At 60.5% G+C, this 14543-nt stretch carries 15 protein-coding genes; 7 read left to right on the forward strand and 8 right to left on the reverse strand.

The genetic code is table 11. The features are described 5' to 3' along the window. Positions 1 to 15: 15 nt before the first annotated feature. The gene (locus QDY28_RS11290) at positions 16 to 1395 is read left to right on the forward strand and encodes a cytochrome-c peroxidase (RefSeq protein WP_331381763.1); all 1380 of its coding nucleotides are present in this window, start codon (positions 16 to 18) and stop codon (positions 1393 to 1395) included. A 90-nt stretch (positions 1396 to 1485) separates the two neighbouring features. On the opposite strand, the gene QDY28_RS11295 is transcribed toward QDY28_RS11290, so the two are convergent. Further along, entirely contained in the window at positions 1486 to 2076 is a 591-nt protein-coding gene (locus QDY28_RS11295) for a GNAT family N-acetyltransferase (RefSeq protein WP_331381764.1), read from the reverse strand. A 91-nt stretch (positions 2077 to 2167) separates the two neighbouring features. Next, the gene (gene odc2 / locus QDY28_RS11300) at positions 2168 to 3301 is read right to left on the reverse strand and encodes an ornithine/lysine decarboxylase (protein ID WP_331381765.1); all 1134 of its coding nucleotides are present in this window, start codon (positions 3299 to 3301) and stop codon (positions 2168 to 2170) included. Between the two features lie 529 nt (positions 3302 to 3830). On the opposite strand from odc2, the gene QDY28_RS11305 reads away from it, so the two are divergent. The 3 genes from QDY28_RS11305 (at position 3831) to QDY28_RS11315 (ending at position 6575) form a co-directional block, all read left to right on the forward strand. Next, the gene (locus QDY28_RS11305) at positions 3831 to 4724 is read left to right on the forward strand and encodes a LysR family transcriptional regulator (protein ID WP_331381766.1); all 894 of its coding nucleotides are present in this window, start codon (positions 3831 to 3833) and stop codon (positions 4722 to 4724) included. 88 nt (positions 4725 to 4812) lie between these two features. Next, positions 4813 to 5469: a DUF1007 family protein gene (locus QDY28_RS11310; RefSeq protein ID WP_331381944.1), complete on the forward strand. Its 657-nt coding sequence runs from the start codon at positions 4813 to 4815 to the stop codon at positions 5467 to 5469. Beyond that, on the forward strand, positions 5463 to 6575 hold the full coding sequence (locus tag QDY28_RS11315) for a nickel/cobalt transporter (protein WP_331381767.1): 1113 nt from the start codon (positions 5463 to 5465) through the stop codon (positions 6573 to 6575). The genes QDY28_RS11310 and QDY28_RS11315 overlap by 7 nt, the downstream gene beginning before the upstream one ends. A gap of 9 nt (positions 6576 to 6584) precedes the next feature. Here QDY28_RS11315 and QDY28_RS11320 read toward each other — a convergent pair whose 3' ends face one another. From QDY28_RS11320 to QDY28_RS11330, 3 genes are all read right to left on the reverse strand, one after another. After that, positions 6585 to 6800, reverse strand: coding sequence for a hypothetical protein (locus QDY28_RS11320; protein ID WP_331381768.1), 216 nt, complete (start codon positions 6798 to 6800; stop codon positions 6585 to 6587). 93 nt (positions 6801 to 6893) lie between these two features. Further along, positions 6894 to 7589 carry a tellurite resistance TerB family protein gene (locus QDY28_RS11325; RefSeq protein ID WP_331381769.1) on the reverse strand — a complete coding sequence of 232 codons (696 nt, stop codon included), beginning with the start codon at positions 7587 to 7589 and terminating at the stop codon, positions 6894 to 6896. A 186-nt stretch (positions 7590 to 7775) separates the two neighbouring features. Further along, positions 7776 to 8414: a 2-dehydro-3-deoxy-phosphogluconate aldolase gene (locus QDY28_RS11330; RefSeq protein WP_331381770.1), complete on the reverse strand. Its 639-nt coding sequence runs from the start codon at positions 8412 to 8414 to the stop codon at positions 7776 to 7778. A 159-nt stretch (positions 8415 to 8573) separates the two neighbouring features. Here QDY28_RS11330 and QDY28_RS11335 point away from each other — a divergent pair, with 159 nt between their 5' ends. Both QDY28_RS11335 and QDY28_RS11340 read left to right on the forward strand, forming a co-directional pair. Then, positions 8574 to 9059 (forward strand): CYTH domain-containing protein, encoded by a 486-nt coding sequence (locus tag QDY28_RS11335; RefSeq protein ID WP_331381771.1) that lies wholly within the window; start codon positions 8574 to 8576, stop codon positions 9057 to 9059. Continuing rightward, a complete protein-coding gene (locus tag QDY28_RS11340) occupies positions 9037 to 9945 on the forward strand; it encodes a CHAD domain-containing protein (RefSeq protein WP_331381772.1) in 909 nt (302 codons plus the stop codon). The genes QDY28_RS11335 and QDY28_RS11340 overlap by 23 nt, the downstream gene beginning before the upstream one ends. An 18-nt stretch (positions 9946 to 9963) precedes the next feature. On the opposite strand, the gene QDY28_RS11345 is transcribed toward QDY28_RS11340, so the two are convergent. Beyond that, positions 9964 to 10446 (reverse strand): GNAT family N-acetyltransferase, encoded by a 483-nt coding sequence (locus QDY28_RS11345; protein ID WP_331381773.1) that lies wholly within the window; start codon positions 10444 to 10446, stop codon positions 9964 to 9966. A 155-nt stretch (positions 10447 to 10601) separates the two neighbouring features. On the opposite strand from QDY28_RS11345, the gene trhO reads away from it, so the two are divergent. Next, positions 10602 to 11546 carry an oxygen-dependent tRNA uridine(34) hydroxylase TrhO gene (gene trhO / locus QDY28_RS11350; protein WP_331381774.1) on the forward strand — a complete coding sequence of 315 codons (945 nt, stop codon included), beginning with the start codon at positions 10602 to 10604 and terminating at the stop codon, positions 11544 to 11546. Between the two features lie 97 nt (positions 11547 to 11643). Here trhO and QDY28_RS11355 read toward each other — a convergent pair whose 3' ends face one another. Together QDY28_RS11355 and QDY28_RS11360 are read right to left on the reverse strand one after the other, a co-directional pair. After that, a complete protein-coding gene (locus QDY28_RS11355) occupies positions 11644 to 13857 on the reverse strand; it encodes a bifunctional diguanylate cyclase/phosphodiesterase (RefSeq protein WP_331381775.1) in 2214 nt (737 codons plus the stop codon). Positions 13858 to 13966: 109 nt separating this feature from the next. Further along, the gene (locus QDY28_RS11360) at positions 13967 to 14512 is read right to left on the reverse strand and encodes an NADPH-dependent FMN reductase (RefSeq protein ID WP_331381945.1); all 546 of its coding nucleotides are present in this window, start codon (positions 14510 to 14512) and stop codon (positions 13967 to 13969) included. Between the last annotated feature and the right edge of the window lie 31 nt (positions 14513 to 14543).

Genomic DNA, 14543 nt, shown 5'->3' on the forward strand with positions numbered 1-14543 from the left:
AAGAGGGGATGGACAATGTCCTTGAAGAAGCAGCATTTCCTTCCCCCGATCGCACTCGCGGGCATCTCGCTCGCGGGGGCGACCATCGGCTTGGCAAACGAACCCGCTGCCAATGCCGTCGCCGCAAATACCTATGACAATACGGCTTCGCTGAGCGCCGTCGCGCAGCTCGGCAAGAAACTGTTCTTCGATCCGTCGCTCTCAGGCGGCGGCCAGATGTCCTGCGCAACCTGCCATGATCCCGCAAATCACTATGCGCCGGCTAATGACCGCGCCGTGCAGCTTGGCGGCCCGCATCTCGACCAGCCGGGCATCCGCGCTGTCCCGAGCCTAGCCTACAAGATGTCGACGCCTTCCTTCTCCGTCGGCGCGGAAAGTGCCGCCGACGAAGCGGCCGAAGCAGCACCGATGACCGAAGCCTCGGGCGTGGCGCTCGCCAACGCCCCGACGCCCGTCGCTGGGCCGCTGACCGCGCAGGCGGTCGTCAAGGCCGATTCGAACGCGCCCGATCTGGTGCCACAAGGCGGCATGTTTTGGGACGGCCGCGTCGATTCGCTGGAAGAACAAGCGCTGCAGCCGATGATCTCGCCCTTCGAGATGGCCAATGCCGATGCCGCCGGCGTCTATGTCAAGCTGAAGCAGAACTACTGCAAGGACATCGGCACCCTCTTCGGCAACAATGTCCTCGACGATCAGGATATGACGATCGCCGAAGCCGGTTTTGCGATCGCGCGTTATCAGATCGAAGAGCCCTCATTCCATCCCTATTCGAGCAAATACGACTACTATCTGCGCGGCAAGGCGCTGCTCTCCGACGCCGAAATGCGCGGGCTGAAACTGTTCGACGACCCGAACAAAGGCAACTGCGCCTCCTGCCACCTCGACAAGGTGACCGGCGACGGCCAGATGCCGAACTTCACCGATTTTGAATTCGAGGCGCTTGGAGCGCCCCGCAACCCTGATATCCCGGCCAATGCCGATCCGCATTATTACGACACCGGCATCTGCGGTCCGCTGCGCAACGACACCTACTCCGCCCAGCCGCAGAATTGCGGGCTCTTCAAGACCCCGACGCTGCGCAACGTCGCCGCCCGCCACGTCTTCTTCCACAATGGCGTCTACCGCTCGCTGGAGGACGTCACCCGCTTCTACGTCAAGCGAGACACCAATCCGGCCGAAATCTATCCGAAGGATGCGAGTGGCAAGGTGCTGAAATACACCGACCTGCCGGCGCAATATCAGGCCAATATCGACATCATCGACGCGCCGATGAACCGCAAGCTCGGCGATGCGCCGGCTCTGAACGATACGGAAATCGCCGATGTCGTCGCGTTTCTGAAGACGCTGACGGATGGCTACGACCCGGCGAAGGACAGCGTAAAGGCAGCCAAATAGAAAGGCCTTCGCCTGGATGGGCGAAGGCGGATCGAAACCTTGGAGCGGTTTGGCGTTTCACAGAGCGGCCAAACCGCTTTATTCGTTTGTTTATGCAGCCTTGGCGATCGGCGGCTGAGCGAGCTTGCGGCCGCTGGCAACGATCATACCGGCAGCGCCGTCGAGCCAGCCTTCCTTGAGCTCGAGAGCAAGGAAACGCTCGCGCTGGAACGGGCCCGGCATCACCAGATGGCGGGTCTTTGCGGCAAAGAAGCCGAAACGCTCGTAATATGGCGCGTCGCCGACGAGCAGGATCGCGCCATGACCGCGCTTCTTGGCTTCGAGAATGGCGGCGCGCATCAGCGCCGAGCCCATACCCTTGCCTTCATAGGCGGGATCGACGGCCAGTGGGCCGAGCAGCAGCGCATCGACCGGACGAGTCTCACGATTGACACCGGCTTCGACGTTCCACAAGCGTACCGTGCCGATGACATGGCCGGAACGATCGCGGGCGACGAGCGCCAAGCCTTCAGCCGGAACACGGCCGCGGCGGAGCTTCTCGGACGACTTCTTGCGGCGGTCGGCGCCCATGGCGCGATCCAGCAGATTTTCGCGCGCAACGACATCGCCTGCATTTTCCAGGTCGAGGGTGAAAGTGGAAGGCGCAAAAAATGCGCGGACAGAATCAAGAACAGCGGCCATCTCGGCCTCCCGTGCCCAATACCGTTATCAGCGGTGCTAAAGGGAATTGTGAGTGTGCCGCCCCGGCTGATTACGGGGCAGGCATTGGCTTTTAAATGATGTAGGCCTTCAGCGGATCGAAACCGTTGAACGCTACAGCCGAGTAGGTCGTCGTATAGGCCCCGGTGCCTTCGATCAGGACCTCGTCGCCAATGGTGAGCGTCACCGGCAGCGGATAGAGGTTCTTCTCATAAAGAACGTCGGCCGAATCGCAGGTCGGACCGGCAATGACGCAGGGCTCCATGTCGTCGCCGTCCCGCTCGGTGCGGATCGGGTAGCGAATCGCCTCGTCCATGGTTTCAGCCAGACCGCCGAACTTGCCGATGTCGAGGAAGACCCAGCGGGCGGCATCGTTGTCCGACTTCTTCGAAATCAGGACGACTTCAGCCTTGATCACGCCGGCATTGCCGACCATGCCGCGGCCCGGCTCGATGATCGTGTGCGGGATCTGGTTGCCGAAATGAGCGCGCAGAGCCGCAAAGATCGCCTTGCCATAGGCTTCCGCCGACGGAACATCGCGCAGGTACTTGGTCGGGAAACCACCGCCCATGTTGACCATCTGCAGGTGGATGCCCTGCTTGGCGAGCGAGACGAAAACGCGCTTGGCATCGGCAAGAGCCGCATCCCAGGCATCGACCTTGGTCATCTGCGAGCCGACATGGAAAGACACGCCGTAGGATTGCAGGCCAAGCTGATGGGCATAGACGAGAACGTCGACAGCCATCTGCGGGACACAGCCGAACTTGCGCGACAGCGGCCATTCGGCGCCTTCGCCGTCCGTCAGGACGCGGCAGAACACGCGAGCGCCGGGAGCGGCACGCGAGATCTTCTCGACTTCCTCGTGGCTGTCGACGGCGAAGAGGTTGATACCGAGCGCATGCGCGCGGGCGATATCGCGCTCCTTCTTGATCGTGTTGCCATAGGAGATGCGGGCAGCGGTCGCACCGGCATCGAGCGCCATTTCGATTTCTGCGACGGACGCGCAATCGAAGTTGGAACCGAGGCTTGCGAGCAGGCGCAGCACTTCCGGAGCCGGGTTGGCCTTGACGGCATAATAGATGGCGCTGTCGGGCATGGCATGACGGAAGGCGTGAAAATTGTCGCGAACGACATCGAGATCGACGACGAGGCAGGGACCGTCCGGACGTCGGGTAGCGAGGAAGTCGCGAATACGTTGCGTGGTCATGTCAAATCCCTTTCAATTCCAAAAGCTCCGGGAGAAAGACCCAGAGGACAAAGGGCGACGCTCATTCGCTCAGGTACCAGCCGGTGGAGACCCCGGAACCATGCAAATGCGCGAAGCGCGGATGATGAACCAGTGCCGCAAGCGGCGCTAATTCGCTTTGTCTGCCATGGATTGGAGGGAAGATCCCAACCGCACTTCCGGCAATGAAGGTGTGCCTCTTCAGTAACCCCGGCTGATGGAAAGCCGGGAGAGAACAAAAAGGCCCGCACCGTCGTTGCTTCAGATGTCCTCGCATTTTCCGGTTGGCCGGAATAGCGACTGGAGGGGTTAATTCCAGGTACCTTACCGATTTTCTCACCACATCGAGGATCGGCGGACACCCACGGGCACGTGCGACTTTGGGCTGAACCCGAAATAGGAATATTCGCCGTAATAATCAAGAATTTTTTTGGCCTATGCCCGAAAAAAATAATTGAACAAATCAACGCATTTTGTTCAATAACTTGCGACAGTTAACGAGGGCTTCGGTATGGACACTTTGACCCGGATTCGCGCCTTCATCGACGTGGTCGAAGCTGAAGGTTTCTCCGCGGCTGCCAGGAAAACCGGGCGCTCCAAGGCGCTGCTGTCCAAATATGTCCGAGAACTCGAGGACGAGCTTGGCGCTCTCTTGCTCAATCGCACGACCCGGCAATTCTCAATGACCGAAGCCGGCCATACCTATTATCGCACGGCTTCCGACATATTGAAGGAAATCGATAACCTCGCCGACCTCGTGCGCGAGAGCAATCAGCAGCTCAAGGGCCGCCTGCGCGTATCTGTACCGCGTACCTTCGTCGACGCCGATGTCGGGCAATCGCTGATCGACTTCGCCAAGGAGAATCCCGACCTCTCGCTGGAAATCGCCGCCGACGACCGTTTCGTCGACCTGATCGAAGAAGGCTTCGATGTCGCCGTGCGCATCACCAAGCTCGAAGATTCCGGCATGATCGCCCGCAAGATCTCGGACTTCCGCGTCCATCTTTGCGCAACGCAGGAATTCCTCGACCGCCACCCCGCCTTGGAACGTCCAGCCGATCTTACGCACGTGCCTTTCATCATTGACTCCAATAACCGCTCGCAGGGGAGTATTCGTTTCGTCGACGCAGACAGCACCGCCTTCAACGTTGCCATCAACGGCACACTCGAAGTCAACAGCCCGCACGCGACGCTACGCGCTGCCCTCGCCGGCCTCGGCATCGCCGTTGTTCCGGATTTCATCGGCCGCAAGGCGATCGAAAGCGGGCAACTGCTGACGCTGTTCAACGACTATCTTCCGACCGACCGCGGAATCTACGCTGTTTATCCGCACCGCCGCTATCTTCCGGCCAAGGTGCGCATCTTCGTCGACTACCTGCATAACTGGTTCCGCAAGCACGGCTGAGCATTTCGGCTCTGCCGCCGGTCCCAATTCCGTCTCATTTCCTGACCAGAAACGCGGCGAATCAATGCTCACGAAACACATCGGACGCATGAGAAAATTCACGACCGCCTATGCCATTGCCCTGATCGGCGGCCTGTTGCTTGTGCCGGCCGCAGCATCCGCGCATCCGCATATCTTCGTGGAGGCCCGCCTGGAAGTACTCGCGGGCTCGGACGGCAGCGTGCAGGAACTGCGCAATGTCTGGCGCTTCGACGAGGTCTTCTCCTCCTCTGTCCTGATGGATTTCGACAAGAACACCAATCTGAAGCTCGATCCCGATGAGCTCAAGGAAGTCGGAAAAACCGTCCGCGATTCGCTTGCCGACTATGACTACTACACAAATCTGACGTTCAACGGCAAAGCCATCAAGGTGAACAAGCCCGACGTCATCAATGTCGACTACAGGGACGGCCAGCTCCTGATGTTCTTCGCCGTGAAACCGTCCGAGCCGATGCCGCTGAAGGGCAACAAGCTGAGCTTCGGCATCTACGATCCCACGCTCTACACCTCAATCGATTTCCCCAGTGACAACGAGCTGGTGACGGAGGGCGATGCCTTCAAAAGCTGCACGCAGAAGGTCGTGCGCCCCAATCCGGACGAGGTCATCGCCGAAAACAAGGCGACCTTAACGGATGCCTTCTTCAACGATCCGACGGGAACGACCATGTCGAAGCTCTTTGCAACGCGGATAGACGTCCAATGCTGACGTTCCGGACGGCGAAGCTGCTTCCGGTAATGGCTCTCGCCTTCCTGGCGACGGCAAGCCTTGCCCATGCCACCGGATCGCCGCTTGGCATCGGCACTGCGGAGCCGAGCTTTCAGCCGGTCGGCGGGCCGCTGGCGCCGGTCTTCCTCTATGTGAATTACGAGCAGCAGGCCTTCTATCGGGCGCTGACCAAATCCATCGAGGCTATGCGCGGGGATCCCTGGCAGCTCTGGACGCTGATCGGCCTTTCCTTTGCCTACGGCATCTTCCATGCCGCCGGCCCCGGCCATGGCAAGGCCGTCATCTCCTCTTACATGGTCGCAAACGAGATCGAGCTGAAGCGCGGCATCGTTATCTCGTTCATCTCGGCTTTCATCCAGGGCCTTGTTGCCGTCCTCGTCGTCGGTGCGGCCTATTTCGTGTTGCGCGGCTCGGGCATCACCATGACGATGGCCACCAATGCGATGGAGATCACCAGCTTCGTCATGGTGATCATCTTCGGCGGCTGGCTGTTGTTTCGCAAGCTGCGCTCGATGCTCCAAAACCGGCCACGGCGTGGAGAAGTGCAGCTCGCGACATCGGCCGGCCCGATCAGCATGTCGCTGTTCGAAGATGCGTCGAACGGTTCCGCTCCCGCCCAAAGGCTCTCCCACTTCCGCGCCGCACCGCAAACGGGCAACCGGTATAATTGCGACGATCCGACCCACGATGCAGGCAATGGCATGGTCTGCGAGACCTGCGGCCATTCGCACCTGCCCGACCCGAAAATGCTGTCGAACGAGAAATTCAGCGTCCGAGAAGCCTGGTCGGCCATCATCACCGTCGGTCTGCGCCCCTGCTCGGGCGCGCTGCTCGTTATGACCTTCTCGATGCTGAATGGGCTCTATCTCGGCGGCCTCCTCTCCGTCATTGCCATGTCTGTCGGCACCGCGCTCACCGTATCGCTGCTCGCCACTATCGCCGTCTTCGCCAAGGGCACTGCCGTGCATTTCACCGGTCGCGGCTCAACGCTCTCGACATGGGTCGGCAATGGCATCGAGATTCTCGGCGCACTGCTGGTCATCTGCACCGGCATTGTGCTGCTCGGCGCGTCGCTACAGACCTGATCTCGGGGATTACCGGCTCTTGCGCCTCTGGTAGCGGGCTCTCAGCCAGAAGACCAGGAAGAAGGCCAGAATAACAAGAACGCCGAAACCGGTGCCGAGCCAGGGCGAAATATTGCCGAGCCAAACGATCGCGTTGGGCATCAGGTACAGCAGCACCATCGCGGCCAGCAGAATGATGGCGGCGGCGATCGCAGTAGAGCGGGTTTCACTGTTTTTATCCGTCAAGATGGGCATTCCTTCGCGCGCCGCTACTCGTTGTCCGGCGAAGGCTTAGGCCAGCCGCCCGCGAAAGGCAACCGGCCCTTTTCTGGGCGAGGGTCAGACCTTAGCGCTCGCGACCGTTGCCTCGATATGGTCGACCAGCGCATCAGCTAGACCAAGCCGGCCGGCGAGAAGATCGAGATAACCGCGTTCCGCCCGCGAATCCGGTTCGATCGCCAGGCGCGAAGCGGTGTAGACCTGTACGCGCTGCTCTTCCGTTTGCGCCGATGCGACGATAGCGTCGAGATCGACGGGGTTGGCAAGCTCGCGCGCGAAAAAGGCTTCTGCTTCCGCGCCGACGCCCGCTTCCTGCACCTTGCCAAGAATATGCCGCCGCTCCGCATCATCGATATGTCCATCGGCTCGGGCTGCTGCGATCATGGCGCGGACAAGAGAAAGCGCGAAATCATTGCTGGCAATCGCGGGCGCAGTGCTGAAGCCGGAGTTGGACGGCGGCGGCAGAAATTGCGGCTCCGCCTGCTGGGCGGGCTGCGGCGCATTGCCGGCCTGATAGTTCTTGTAGGCCTGGTAGCCGAGCCCGGCGATGGCGGCGAGACCGCCAAGCGTCAGAACGTTCCCGGCAATGTCGCGGCCTGTCTTCGTGCCCAATAGCACGCCGGCAATGGCGCTGGTCGCCAGCGGATTGTCTCTGGCGAGATTGATGGCCTCGCTCGCCTTGTCTCTCACGCTTCCCTGCATTCCTGGAACTTGCGATCCGAGGAACTGGTCCAGAAGCTTGCGGGCGTCGATCATGTCGATGGTCCTCCGTCCTTTCTGAAGCATGATCCCAAAAACTACGCAGCGGTTTTTGGACGAGATCATGCGCAAACAAAATTGCGGAATGGAGATAGGAAGGTGTGACCGCAAATACAAATCCGCTGAAAAGCAAAAGGGCGCGCATGAGACCATGCGCGCCCCTTGATCGACTTTGCGGAAGGCTCAGCCCTTCAGCGCAGCGGCTTCAGCAGCAAGCTTGGTAATCCCTGCCCAATCGCCGGCCGCGACCAGTTCCTTCGGCGCAACCCAAGAGCCGCCGACGCAGATAACGTTCGGCAGCGACAGGTAATCATGGGCATTCTTCAACGAGATGCCGCCGGTCGGGCAGAACAGCGTACCTGCCAGCGGTGAAGACAGCGCCTTCAGATAGGCAGCGCCGCCAGCCTGTTCGGCCGGGAAAAACTTCAGCACCTTGTAGCCCTCCTCGCGCAGCGCCATGACTTCGCTCGCCGTCGCAGCACCCGGCAGCAGCGGCACGTCGGAGGTGCGGGCAACGTCCAGCAGCTCCTGCGTCGTGCCGGGGCTGACGATGAACTTGGAGCCTGCCTGAACGGCCGCTTCCCATTGCGCAACATTCAAGATGGTGCCGGCGCCGACTTCGGCGCCTTCGACTTCCTCGGCAACGGCGCGAACGGCATCGAGCGCGCCGGCAGTCCGCAGCGTGATCTCGATAGCCTTCAAGCCGCCGGCGACGAGCGCCCGGGCGAGCGGCACGGCCGACTTGGCATCTTCGACGATGAGGACGGGGACGACGGGCTGCAATTTCAGGATGGAAAGAAGCTTTTCGGTTTTCTCGCCCATATCGGCGTGCTCCCTTAAAACGATTGAAATCCGGTCTCGGAATAGCCTCCCGGAGGGTCCTTGTCGAGACAAAAGCTAAGTTTGAACATGACGGGTAGGAAATGCCAAAAACTTCCGTTAGTCTACCTCGATATGATGCTGGCGGAGCATGTCGGGCACATGGCAAAAGAGATCGAGCGAAAGTTTCTGGTCCGGGGGGATCATTGGCGCGACCTCGTTTCCGAGAAACTCATCTTACGGCAGGCCTATGTCGCCTCCATGGACGACCGTTCCGTTCGCGTTCGCCTGACGAACCACACGGTCGCGACCCTGACGATGAAGATCGGCAGGGCGATGACGCGGGATGAATTCGAATATGAAATCCCCGTCGCCGATGCCGAAGAGCTGCTCGGCAACGCCATCGGCCTAGTCATAGAAAAAATTCGCCACAAGATTCCCTACAAGGGCTTCGTCTGGGAAGTCGACGTTTTTCGAGGCGTGCATCGCGGCCTGGTAATCGCTGAGGTCGAAATGGAGGACGAAAGCGACGATCCGGAATTGCCGGATTGGGTCGGCCGCGAGGTGACCGGCGAATACCGCTACTCCAACCAGGCGCTCGCGACGCAATTCGAACAGGAATACGATGAGTTATCGCATTCGGCCTGACAGGGCCCTTGATGACGAGGTGCAAGCCGCCGCCGCGAAGCAGCTCGGTAAGGCTATTGCGGCTCTCACCGACCGGCCGGATGGATTGCATGAGGCGGTGCATACGGCACGCAAGCATATCAAACGCGCCCGCGCGCTCTATCGGCTGGTTGCCCTGCGGGCGCCGGAGTTCCAGCAACAGGAAAACGACAGGCTGCGGGAGATGGCGCGAACGCTCTCTGGCGTTCGCGACGCCACGGCCTTGATCGAGGCCGGCCGCTATCTACAGGAAACGGCGACATCCGAGGACGAGGCCCAGGCGCTTGCCCGGATCATCGATGTGCTAACGGCCCGGCGTGACCGGCTATCGGCGGAGGAAACCGATCTCGAAGAGAAGGCGGAAAAAGCTGTCGCCACCTGCCGCGAAGCATTGGATGCGCTGAACGCCACCTCCTTCGGCAGCGGCCGGCGCGCGACCGCGCGTATCTTCCAGGAGAGTTGGCGCAAGACTGGGCGCAAGGCGACGAAGGCGCTCTCCGAATGCCACGCCGAAGGCCATACCGACCAGTTTCACGAGTTGCGCAAACGCAGCCAGGATTGCTGGATGCATCATGCGCTGCTGCGCGACATCTGGCCGGCGGCCATGCGCGCAAAACAGCTCGAAGCCAAGGAACTGGTCGACATACTCGGACGCTATCTCGACCTGTCGATGCTATCCGAGGTCACCGATCGCGAGCCGCATCTCTTCAACGGCAGCGACGACCGCGCCCGCCTACTGGAGGCAATCATCTCCCGCCAACAATCCGCCCGCCAGGAAGCACTCACCAAAGCCCGCTGGGTTTTCGCCGACGAGCCGCAGCGTGAAGCGCGGACGATCAAGCGGCTTTGGCTGGAAGCAGGAGAGTGAAGTAAATCGCGATGACTTTCAGCTTGTTGCGGCCGTCTCTCCGAGAAATTTCTCCATCTTGAAATTTTCGAGCGTCTGCCCGCGCTTTTCCACTGTCTGCGATGCCAGGACGCGAAAGCCTCTTCGTTCGAAGAACGGTCTGGCGGTAAGGCTCGCCTCTGTGAAAATGCGCTGGATTCCTTGCTTTCTTGCCTCTGCCTCGATCGTCGCCAGGAGCAAACTGGCTGCGCCGATACCTTGATAATCGGGATGAACGAACATCATATCCAGGAGCCCGTCGGGCACCAGATCCGCAAATCCGATTGACACATTCCCGTACTGAACGATCCAGGCCGGCCTGCTTGACCGTCGTTTCGCCCAGGCTTCTCTGTCTTCCACCCTGGCCCAAGCGTCGACTTGAGCTTGAGTGTAGTCCTTCGACGCCACCTCTCGGATTGCTCTCAGGAATATGTGTATGGTCAGATCGGCATCCGCCGGGACATATTGTCTTACGGTCAGCATGTTTCTCGGCACCTCATCGCGGCGTCGCTTTTGCGCGCATTCTTATAGGCTCGTGCAGAACAGGGAACTCCCCGCTGGCGAGGGTGAACCGATAGCGCCACGTCAAAATACGAATCCCGATTGCTTGCCGGCGCGCAAAATTGTATTTCCGCGGCATGACCGACATCCTTTCTACTCCACGGCATGAGGCAGGAGGCGCGTTCCTCGTTGCCGCCCTCTATCATTTCGCTTCCTTCCCGCGCTTCAAGGCCCTGCGGGAACCGCTGCTTGCGCTCTGCGAGGCAAGCGAGGTCAAGGGTACGCTGCTCCTCGCTCAGGAAGGCATCAACGGCACGATCGCCGGGACGGATGACGGCATTGGCGCAGTCCTCTCTTTTCTGCGCGCTCAGGCGAAGTTTTCGAGCCTGGAGCATAAGGAAAGCCGGGCATCGAAAATGCCATTCGTACGCATGAAGGTGAAGCTGAAGAAAGAGATTGTCACCATGGGCGTCGAGAACATTGACCCCAACAGGATCGTCGGCACCTATGTCGCGCCGAAGGACTGGAATGCGCTGATCTCCGATCCCGATACGATCGTCATCGACACCCGCAACGACTATGAGACCGCCATCGGCGTCTTTAAGGGCGCAGTCGATCCGAAGACCAAAACGTTCCGCGAATTTCCGGAATGGGTGCGCCAGAACGAGGGCCTGCACAACAAGCCGAAGATCGCCATGTATTGCACCGGCGGCATCCGCTGCGAAAAGGCGACCGCCTTCATGAAGGAGCAGGGTTTCGACGAGGTTTACCACCTCAAGGGCGGCATCCTGAAATATCTCGAGGAAGTGCCCGCCGAGGAAAGCCTGTGGGAAGGCGCCTGCTTCGTCTTCGACGAGCGCGTCTCCATCGAACATGGTCTGAAGGAAGGCAATCACAAGCTCTGCCACGCCTGCCGCAACCCGATCACCGCAGAAGAGGTCACCTCGCCCTTCTACGAAGCCGGCGTCTCCTGCAGCCATTGCTACCACGAGCGAACCGAGGCAGACCGCGAGCGTTACCGCGAACGGCAGCGTCAGATCTCGCTCGCCCGCAAGCGCGGCCAGGAGCATATTGGCGGCTGAATTGAGAGCAATTCCAGGAAAGTGCGAAGCGGTTTCCGTCCGCAATTGCGTAAAACAAAGGGATAGAGCGGGAAAGCGACGGAAACGCTGAACCGCTCTAGGCGGCGGCGTCACGCTCGACATCGAGTACCCGGGCCATCTGTGCCTTCAGCCGCTTGCTGATCTCGGCTTCCGGCAGCGGCTTGCCGAAGAAATAACCCTGCAGCTCGTCGCAGCCGAAGAGCTCCAGGGCATTCCCCTGCTCTTCCGTTTCGATGCCTTCCGCTGTCACTGGAATGTCGAGCGAACGCGCCAAAGCGACCGTCGCCTGCAGCATCTCGCGGGCGCGGTTATCCTCCAGCACATCCATGGTCAGCGACCGGTCGATCTTGATACGGTCGAAGCCGAACTGGCGGAGATAGCCGATCGAGGAGAAACCAGAGCCGAAATCATCCAGCGCCACCTTGACGCCGAGCCGCTTCAGCCGCTCGATCGACTGACGGGTACGCTCGGGATTCTGGATAATGTAGCCTTCGGTGATCTCCAGCGTGACGCGCTCGGCTTCGATCTCGGTATGGTTCAGGACATGCCGGACATAATCGGCAAAGGCAGGATTGCGGAATTGTCCGGGCGAAACGTTGACGGCAATCCGCAGGTCCGGCCATTGCCGCGCCGCCTCGCAGGCCTTGCGCAACACGAACAGCCCAAGCGCCTCGATCAAGCCGCTCGTTTCGGCAATGGGAATGAAGGTTTCGGGCGAAATCGGCCCATGGCCGGGCCTGTTCCAGCGCACCAAAGCCTCGACGCCGGTGATCTCATGGCTCGTGGCGTCGACCAGCGGCTGATAGGCGAGCGTCAGCTCTTCCTTTTCGATCGCATTGCGCAGATCGAGTTCCAGCGCGTTGCGCTCTTCGCGGTCGGCATCCATCGCTGTCTCGTAGCAGGCCATACGGGCGCGTCCGGCTTCCTTGGCCTTGTACATGGCAAGATCGGCGCGGCGCACCAGCTCCTCGCGGCCAATGCGGCCCTCCGGCGAGCTGGCAATGCCGATACTGGCGCCGACGACCACCACGCGGCGCCCGATCTCCAGCGGCTCGGCAAAGAAATCCAGCACCTGCTCGGCAAGTCTGAGCGCCGGCGCATCGTTCAGTTCCTTGGTCGGAAAGGCGACGGCGAATTCATCGCCGCCCAGCCGCGCAAGGATGGCCTTCGGCGGAATAAGCACATTCAGCCCGGCCGCGACAGCGCGGATCAATTGGTCGCCGGTGCCGTGCCCGTAGGAGTCGTTGATCTCCTTGAAACCGTCGAGGTCGAGATAGAGCAACAGCACATTGCTGCCGTCGGCCCGGGCATTCTCGACCAAGCGGTCGACATCGAGACGAAGGCCCTCGCGATTGAGAAGGCCGCTGAGCCGGTCTCTGAGCGAGCCCTGCCGTGCCAGCGCCTCTTCCGCCCTCAGCCGCCGTCCCGCCAGCGACCCGAGGATCAGCAACACGACGAAGAACATGCCGACCAGGCCGAGTGCACCGAGCACCAGCGGGCGGGCCCGCTGATAGCTTACGTCACCCGGACCGCGTGAGTTCCAGACCAGCCGTCCGACCGGCTTGCCGAGCGGATCGACGATCGAAACGGCATAACGCGCAACGGTGTCGGGCGGCACCAGCCTGAGGCCACTGATAACATAAGTAGTGGAAAGCATTTTGATCTTGGCTGCATCGAGGTGCCGGACGAAGATCAGATAGCGGCGCTTGCCTTCCGGCACGGGGATATGGCCGGAGCTTTCGCGGATTGTCCCGACGCCAACAGCGGCGATCCCCTTACTGGTCATCACGTAACCGCTCGCCTCGGGAACGCCGGTCACCCGGGTCTTGCGCACCTGATCCACCAAGGCCCAGAGCGACGGACCGAAGACATCCTCGATCCTGTCGGTCATCGGCTTGCCGTCCTGATAGGCAATGATCGGCTTATTGTTGTCGTCGACGACCAGTGCCATGTCGAACAGCGCGCCGTCGGAGGACATCTCGCCGTAGTTGCCGGCGATCCAATCCTGGTCGTTTTCGTCATAGACATTCCTGGCGGCGGCGTTGCGCGCTGCATAGTCATGCAGCGTGGCATCGAGCAGACCTTCAAAGGTCTTCAGCGCACCGGCGGTGGTTTCCCAGGAGCGCTCGTCGTCCAATTTGTTGGAATAGTCTGCGACCCGGCCGATCGCCGTCAGCACCATCAATGTAACGACAGTGACCACCAGGGCGAACGAAAACAAAACGGCCGTCACGATAGAATGACGACCGAATTGCGTATTCCGCCGAATTGACCCGAAAACTGCTCCCAACGCACTTCTCCTTGCCTGGGAAGTCTGCCGTCAGGTCTTCAAGAAACGGTTAAAGCGAGCCTATGATTATTGCAGTAAAGGGTTGTATTTTTGACACTGTTGCAGCTGTTCACATGTGTGCGCGGATCGCCTGCACGAAACGATCGAGGCTCGCTTGCAAGGCGCCGGTCCGTTGGGCCTCCGCCAGGGTCGTCCCCTGGGCTTCATCGCTCTTGCCGGCGAGCGGCACGCGCAGAAAAGCTTCCGGCACGATCCGCAGCGACATCGTCTTCAGGACCTCGATCAGTTGTTCCAGAACAAGATCGCCGCGATGCGAGGCATGCGCAAACATCAGCGGCTTGAACGGCACTTCGTCGCGCGATACAAGCCAGTCCAATGCGTTCTTGAACCCGCCGGGAATGCCGTGGGCATATTCCGGGCAGGAGACGATCAGCCCATCCGCATCGCGGATCTTCGCCGCAAAGCTTTGGACGACCGGCGGCGTCCTGTCGCCCTCATGATCCGGATTGAAGATCGGCAGACTGCCGATCAAATCGCAGACTTCGATGGAAACTCCGTCAGGCGATATCAGCCGCAGGGCTTCCAGCAGCCGAAGGCTAGTCGAAGCCTGCCTTTGGCTGCCGCAGAGTGCGTAAAGGGAGAGCGGGCGCTGGATCATGTGCGAAACCTATCAAGCGCCGACGATT

Source organism: Rhizobium sp. BR 362, from assembly GCF_036528765.1.
Lineage (GTDB): Bacteria > Pseudomonadota > Alphaproteobacteria > Rhizobiales > Rhizobiaceae > Rhizobium.

What these genes read in the sequence shown, in the direction of transcription:
- QDY28_RS11290 (WP_331381763.1), top strand. Translation starts at nt 16, where the DNA reads ATGTCCTTGAAGAAGCAGCATTTCCTTCCCCCGATCGCACTCGCGGGC.
- QDY28_RS11295 (WP_331381764.1), bottom strand. Translation starts at nt 2,076, where the DNA reads ATGGCCGCTGTTCTTGATTCTGTCCGCGCATTTTTTGCGCCTTCCACT.
- odc2 (WP_331381765.1), bottom strand. Translation starts at nt 3,301, where the DNA reads ATGACCACGCAACGTATTCGCGACTTCCTCGCTACCCGACGTCCGGAC.
- QDY28_RS11305 (WP_331381766.1), top strand. Translation starts at nt 3,831, where the DNA reads ATGGACACTTTGACCCGGATTCGCGCCTTCATCGACGTGGTCGAAGCT.
- QDY28_RS11310 (WP_331381944.1), top strand. Translation starts at nt 4,813, where the DNA reads ATGAGAAAATTCACGACCGCCTATGCCATTGCCCTGATCGGCGGCCTG.
- QDY28_RS11315 (WP_331381767.1), top strand. Translation starts at nt 5,463, where the DNA reads ATGCTGACGTTCCGGACGGCGAAGCTGCTTCCGGTAATGGCTCTCGCC.
- QDY28_RS11325 (WP_331381769.1), bottom strand. Translation starts at nt 7,589, where the DNA reads ATGATCGACGCCCGCAAGCTTCTGGACCAGTTCCTCGGATCGCAAGTT.
- QDY28_RS11330 (WP_331381770.1), bottom strand. Translation starts at nt 8,414, where the DNA reads ATGGGCGAGAAAACCGAAAAGCTTCTTTCCATCCTGAAATTGCAGCCC.
- QDY28_RS11335 (WP_331381771.1), top strand. Translation starts at nt 8,574, where the DNA reads ATGGCAAAAGAGATCGAGCGAAAGTTTCTGGTCCGGGGGGATCATTGG.
- QDY28_RS11340 (WP_331381772.1), top strand. Translation starts at nt 9,037, where the DNA reads ATGAGTTATCGCATTCGGCCTGACAGGGCCCTTGATGACGAGGTGCAA.
- QDY28_RS11345 (WP_331381773.1), bottom strand. Translation starts at nt 10,446, where the DNA reads ATGCTGACCGTAAGACAATATGTCCCGGCGGATGCCGATCTGACCATA.
- trhO (WP_331381774.1), top strand. Translation starts at nt 10,602, where the DNA reads ATGACCGACATCCTTTCTACTCCACGGCATGAGGCAGGAGGCGCGTTC.